The sequence below is a fragment of the Streptomyces sp. NPDC002088 genome (assembly GCF_040296605.1).
Lineage (GTDB): Bacteria > Actinomycetota > Actinomycetes > Streptomycetales > Streptomycetaceae > Streptomyces.
This window is the reverse complement of record NZ_JBEOXO010000077.1, coordinates 1-6,240: the sequence shown is the minus strand read 5'-3', so window position 1 is coordinate 6,240 and position 6,240 is coordinate 1. Positions and strand designations below refer to the sequence as shown.

General features: G+C 68.0%; 4 protein-coding genes, 1 pseudogene and 1 CRISPR repeat array. Of the genes and pseudogenes, 3 read left to right on the top strand and 2 right to left on the bottom strand.

All coding sequences use genetic code 11. From position 1 onward, the window contains the following. Positions 1-149 precede the first annotated feature (149 nt). The 3 genes from ABT114_RS49850 (at position 150) to ABT114_RS49840 (ending at position 3,109) form a co-directional block, all read left to right on the top strand. Positions 150-1,211, top strand: coding sequence for a transposase (locus ABT114_RS49850; protein WP_502988539.1), 1,062 nt, complete (start codon positions 150-152; stop codon positions 1,209-1,211). 162 nt (positions 1,212-1,373) lie between these two features. Continuing rightward, on the top strand, positions 1,374-2,111 hold the full coding sequence (locus tag ABT114_RS49845) for a barstar family protein (protein ID WP_351153883.1): 738 nt from the start codon (positions 1,374-1,376) through the stop codon (positions 2,109-2,111). A gap of 236 nt (positions 2,112-2,347) precedes the next feature. Continuing rightward, entirely contained in the window at positions 2,348-3,109 is a 762-nt protein-coding gene (locus ABT114_RS49840; protein ID WP_351153881.1) for a DUF6193 family natural product biosynthesis protein, read from the top strand. 91 nt (positions 3,110-3,200) lie between these two features. Here the strand turns inward: ABT114_RS49840 and istB are convergent, their stop codons facing one another. Beyond that, the gene (gene istB / locus ABT114_RS49835; protein WP_502988540.1) at positions 3,201-3,971 is read right to left on the bottom strand and encodes an IS21-like element helper ATPase IstB; all 771 of its coding nucleotides are present in this window, start codon (positions 3,969-3,971) and stop codon (positions 3,201-3,203) included. 20 nt (positions 3,972-3,991) lie between these two features. Beyond that, a pseudogene (gene istA / locus ABT114_RS49830) lies at positions 3,992-5,609 on the bottom strand (IS21 family transposase). A gap of 151 nt (positions 5,610-5,760) precedes the next feature. After that, positions 5,761-6,094: a CRISPR direct-repeat array (repeat unit 29 nt; unit sequence CTGCTCCCCGCGCCCACGGGGATGGTCCC). Positions 6,095-6,240 lie beyond the last annotated feature (146 nt).

The window sequence follows — 6,240 nt, the reverse complement described above, 5'->3', positions numbered from 1 at the left end:
TCGCCTCCCTGCCACCCCGAACCGACAGCAGCAGACTCGCGGCCCCCACCCCATCACCGCACTGAAAACGGTGCACTTTCATCCGTACGAGGTGGCGCACGTTCGCTTGTACGCCGACAATCCGCCGCGGCCAGACCTACTCCACCGTCTTGACCAGTGTCGAAGACCATCGCGTGGTCGACGTGCTCCCGACCCGCGAGGCCGGCCCGCTGGCCGCCTGGCTGATCCGACACCCCGGCGTGGAGATCATCTGCCGGGACCGGGCGGGCGCCTACGCCGAGGGAGCACGGCGCGGTGCCCCCGACGCTCTGCAGGTCGCCGACAGGTTCCACCTGTGGCAGGGCCTCGGCCGAGCCGTGGAGACCTGCGTTGCCGCCCACCGCGACTGCCTGCGCGACCCTTCGCCCAGCAGCATGCTGCCGGAGGCCACCCGACTGACTTCCGGCCGACCGCAGGACGCCCCGGCACCCGTCGGCCGACGGGCTGAGCGCAAGAAGGCCGCGCACGCCCTAGTCCACGAGCTCCTTGCTCAAGGTCACTCACGCCGGGCGATCGCCCGGCACCTGAGCTGGGGCCTCAACACCGTGCTCAGATACGCGAATGCCGCACGCTGGCAGGACACCATCCGCGAGAGCCGGCCCCGACCCAGCAGGCTGGACCCTTACAAGCCCTACCTGGAGCGACGCTTCGCCGAGGGATGCACCAGCGTCACCCGCCTCTACAGCGAACTCGTTGCCGACAACGCGCCCGTCACCTACCAGATGGTCCGCTCCCACATCGCCACCCTCCGCGGGGCTGCGGCCGGCGCGCCGCCCCGGCCTCCAACGGTGCGCCAGGTGACCGGCTGGCTCACCCGACACCCCACCGCGCTGAGCGAGGACGACCGCGCCGGCCTGAAGGATGTCCTGGCACGCTGCCCCGAACTGGACACGGCCGCCGGCCATGTCCGCGACTTCGGCGAAATACTCACCGACCGCCTCGGCGCCAGGCTCCCTGCCTGGATCGACGCAGTCGACGCAAGCCAACTGCCCGGCCTCACCGGCTTCGCACTCCACCTGCTCCGGGACCTCGATGCCGTGACAGCCGGACTCACCCTCCACTGGAGCTCCGGCAGCATCGAGGGCGCCGTCAATCGCATCAAGAAGATCAAAAGGCAGCTCTACGGACGAGCTGGCTTCCACCTGCTGCGGAAGATGATCCTGCTGCAGTAGCCCCGCAATGCAAGGACGGGCCGAACAACGCTCCCGCTGCCCGTTCGCATCGAAGATGGTCATCGGCAACCTCCTGACCTGGGCGAACGGTGCTCGTTGAGCACGATCTTCCCTCCTTTAATCGCTCGGGCTCCGAGCAAATGCCGTGCAAGGATCTCACCCATGATGACCAAGCCCACTCTGACGGAACACCGCTCCCCATGGGTTGTGTTCACCTCCCCGGCCGACCCATGGCTGGCGTCGGAAACGGCCGCGCTCATGCAGCGAAACGGTCTGGTCCTGCGGCTGGACGGCCGGGAAATGCGGGATCCGGCGTCCGTCTTCCGCACCTTCGCCCAGGAGCTGTCGTTCCTCGGCTACTTCGGCCACAACTGGGACGCACTCGTGGACTGCCTCCACGACTGGCACGGTCCCGGCCATGGGAACCAGGACCTCGCGATCCTGATCGAGCACGCGGACGACCTGCTGAAATCGGACTTCCTCGGGCTGTTCGTATCGGTTCTCGCCCAGGCAGCCTGGAACTTCAACCTGCGCCTAGACGGCGACGGCGAGCTCGATGAGTGGCGGCAGCGTATAGCCAAGCACTTCGTCTTCCTTCTGGACCACACTGCGCCCGTTGCCTTCACGGAGAAGGCGGCCCGCGGCATGGACGTGGCGGTGGCGCTCTCGGACGGCCGCCTGCTCGTCACCCTGACCGACGTCGACTGGCCCGGTGGAGATCCTGCGTCCGCCCCCTGGACGGCCGGCCCGCTCTCCTTCGCGGACAAGGAGATCCTCAGCGGCATGACCATCAAGGCCATCAAGCTGTTCCGAGACCACCTCGGCTGCTCGATCCACGAGGCCCTGGACATCCTTCAGTCCCGCTCTGAGCACCTGCACCGCGAACATTCGAACGGCTGAAAGACGGGCCGCGCCGGCCAAAGCAACTGGATTCGCTGAGTAGACGTCTCGACTGGACGAGCTAGGACACTCCCATCCTCGAACACCGCGATGACTCTCCGCGACCGCTCCCCAAGATCTGTGCCAGAACCGAGTTTCAGCAACACCTCAGGAGGGCCGCCGATCCCGTGACGCAGTGCGCTTGCTCTCGGGCTTCGGGCGGGTCACACCTCCACCCCACGACCTACGGTATGTGCATGAAGGAACGTTCAAGCGAAGTGCCGACCGACCTCTATCCAGAGTTGGCTGAGCCGGGTGGCTTGGGAGAAGCATTGGCTCGCGAAGCGGCTCGCCACGGGCGCGCTGTCGGCCCCATCGAACCCGTTGAGGGGTTCGCCCCAGCGGTAGCCGCATGCCGTGTTCGGGGAAAGGCGCGGTTCGCGGTATATGCGACCAACGACGACGAACGCGAGTTCCGTATCGAGATCTCCGCGGACTCCGGATGGCTCTGGGGCGCCTTCGGCAGCACCGATAGCCTCGCGGTGGTGGCCGCCATCCTGCACGAATGGTGTGAGGGCGCATCGATCGGTCAGCTGCGCCGCGAATGGTCGCTCCTCGCGGATGACCCGCTGGATGCGGCACCGCCTGGAAGGGTCGTGTCGACCGCCTGGCGGCTGACCTTGGAACGCTCGCGGGTGATCAGGCTTGGCGACGCCGAACTTGCCGAGGCTCTTTATGCCCAGCCAGCCCTGCGTGTCTTCTTCCCGTGGCCGTCGCACGGCCAGTTCAGCCTGCTCAGCAGCACCGCCGATCCGTTCCACAACGAGCTTCCGCGTGTGATTCCGACAATAGACGGGCTGTGGGATGTGGTCGCAGAGGGATCTGCGCAGACACCGTCACGTGTGCTCGGTGCCCGCCTCAGCGCCAGCGAGGCCGCAGCGCTGGTGGCGGCGAACATTCCCGCAGGCAGCGGCCCGGCCATCGAGGGAGGTTGGCCGGAGCGCGAGAGCACCGCCTGACCTTCGATCGTACGAACCTGTACCATCGACGGATTTCGCCGCCTGGTTGGCCGCCATCTCGTCGGCGGCCCCGACAGGCCGTGGCGTTCTGTCAGGTAGCGGCGGACTTCCCGGCTTTGCTCCGGGTGTGGGCTAGTCGGTAGGAGTCGGTGCCGGTCTCGATGATCGTGCCGTTGAAGGTGAGCCGGTCGACGATCGCGGTGCAGAGCCTGGGGTCGGTGAAGGTTTTGGTCCAGCCGCCGAAGGATTCGTTGGAAGCGATGGCGATGGCCTTGTTTTCCTCCCGTTCCGTCAGCACCTGGAACATCAACTCTGCGCCGTGCCGGTCGAGTTCCATGTAGCCCAGCTCGTCAATGCATAAAAGATCGACGCGCCCGTAGCGGGCGATGGTCTTGCTCAGCTGTTTGTCGTCCGCGGCCTCGACCAGCTCGTTCACGAGCTTCGTCGCCAGGATGTACTTCACCCGGAACCCGGCCATCGCCGCTTCGGTGCCCAACGCGATCAGCAGGTGCGACTTGCCGGTGCCGGAGTCGCCGATGAGGCAGAGCGGCTGTGCCTTCTTCACCCACTCGCAGGTGGCCAGGGTGTGGATCACGGCGGGGTCGACGTTGGGGTTGGCGTCGAAGTCGAACTCCCGCAGCGACTTCTGCCTCGGGAACGCGGCGGCTTTGATCCGGCGCTCGGAGCGGCGTCGTGCCCGGTCATCGCACTCGGCCAGCAGCAGCTCGGCGAGGAAGGTGAGGTAGGACATCTGCTCGCGGGAAGCCTGCTCGGCCAGGTCGGGGAACTTTGCGCGGATGGTGGGCAGCCGCAGCATGCGGCAGGCGCCGACCACGGCGGTCTCCGCTGCCTGCTCGCTCATCCGGTGACGGCTGGGAGTACTCACGGCATCGACTCCTTCGGAGCGGCGGGACGATGGTGCAGCAGCTGGTCGTAGGCGGCGGGCGAGGGCAGCGGCCGACGATCGGGCGGCAAATGAGCGAGGCGGCGTCGGGTCAGGGACGCGACGGACGACGGCTCTTCGTGCTGCTGCGTGGCCGAGGATTCGTCCTCGGACTCAGCGGCCTTGCGGGCCTCCAGGGCCACCGCGTCCGCGGTCAGCGCGCCCACCCGCAAAGACGCGGCGAGCCCGGCCACCAGGTGCTCGTGCGGAATGCGCCGGTGCAGCAACAGCACCTCGATCAGGGCCTTCGTGCCGTCCTTGTCCCCGCGTGCCTTGCGGGCCGCGGCCCACCACGCGTCGTGGATCGGGGTGAACTTGCCCGCCTGACGGGCCTGCTCCAGCGCGGTCGCGCCGGGAAGCGCGCCCGGTTTGCGCAGCAGCGTCTCCAGATAGTGGTCGAGTTCGAGGCGCTCGCCGGCCTTGGCGACCAGCCGCTCGTGCCGGGCGATCTCGGTGGCGCCGTCGTAGACGGCCAGCTCGTTGGCGTGCAGCACGATACGGACCCGGCGCTCGATGTAGCGGGTGGGCACCGAGTAGAACCCGGTGCGGGCCCAGATCCGGCTGTGCCGGTCCACCCGGGTCTCAATGACATGTCCGGCGTCGAACACCTCGATGGGCAGCGGCGCCAGCAGCGGCTGTTCGACGGCGAAGTACTCGGCGACCGTGCGCGGCCGCATCCGAATGCGCCGGGCGTCGTCCTCCTGATCCCACTGCTCCACCAGCAGGTTCAGCTCGGCCAGCGAACCGACCTCGGGAACGGGCACGAAGTGGTTGCGGCGGAAGCGGCCGATGTCGCCCTCCACTCCGCCCTTCTCATGGGCGCCAGCCAGGCCGGGGCAAGAAGCTGTCGACGCCGTAATGCTCACGAAAGGCGAGCCAGCGTGCACTCTCCTTGCGTTCCCGCGCGAACCCGATCACCTTGGCGACCGCGGCCTTCAAGTTGTCGTAGCGGACCTTGCCCTGCGGCACCCCGCCCAGCACGCTGAAGGCGTGGACGTGCCCCTCCAGGAACGCCTCCTGCCCGCTGGAGGCGAAGACGCGGTGCACCGCCTTGCCGGAGTAGGACAGGCGCAGGCTGAACAGACTGCAGACCAGCGTCTGCCCGGCCAGGCGTACTGTGACGTCCCCGAAGTCGACCTCGGCCTCCTGACCGGGACGGTGAGACTGCGGCACGAACACCTCCGCGCTACCGCGGCCGGCCTCGGCACGGATCTCGCCTCGCCGCACCGCCACATGAGCGCGGACCATGCCGTAGGAGATGCCGTCCGCGTGATGCTCATCAACCAGCCGGTCGAAGATCCGCTTGGCCGTGTGCCGCTGCTTGCGCGGCGCGTCCAGGTCCGCCCGCAGCATGTCGTCCACCAGCGGCTTGAACGGATCGAGCCGGGTCGGGCGGGGCGGGAGCTTCTTCCGCGGCTGCGGCCACGCGGACTCCAACGCCTTCTGCACCGTGGGGTGACCGACCCCGTACTTGCGCATCAGGGCGCGCTTGCCCAGCCCGGCACGGTGGTCACGGCGGATCGCCGCGTACAGATCAGTCCTCGACTTCGGCGTCATCGGCGGCCCCCAGCAAGATGGAGCAGTCTCATGCTCCCACCGCAAGCCCCCAGGTGTTGCCGGAACTCATCAACACCGTTCCCCGCGAACTCCCGCTGTTGTCCGCACTGAACGACGAACGTTGCTGGAACTCGTCCACATACTCACCAGGCTGCTCCCCGCGCCCACGGGGATGGTCCCTGGGACGCGGGTCACCCGAGCGTCGGCCTCATCTGCTCCCCGCGCCCACGGGGATGGTCCCACGACCAAGGTTCCCGCCACGGTCCGGGTATCCTGCTCCCCGCGCCCACGGGGATGGTCCCCCGAACGCACCTGAGAGGCCACGCACATGGCCCTGCTCCCCGCGCCCACGGGGATGGTCCCTACTCCACCCACGCTGTGATTTCGACCCTCAGCTGCTCCCCGCGCCCACGGGGATGGTCCCGCGAGGCCCTGATCAGGAGCTGTTCGGCGTCTCTGCTCCCCGCGCCCACGGGGATGGTCCCCAACCCCCCACCAGCACACTGACAGGCGACGCCTGCTCCCCGCGCCCACGGGTGTCGGCAACGGCTGAATTTGGGGCCAGTTCGAACGGTTCAATCGTGAGCCACCGTGCGGCCTCGGTGGTTCGTGTCAGTTGTTGTCGGTGGCC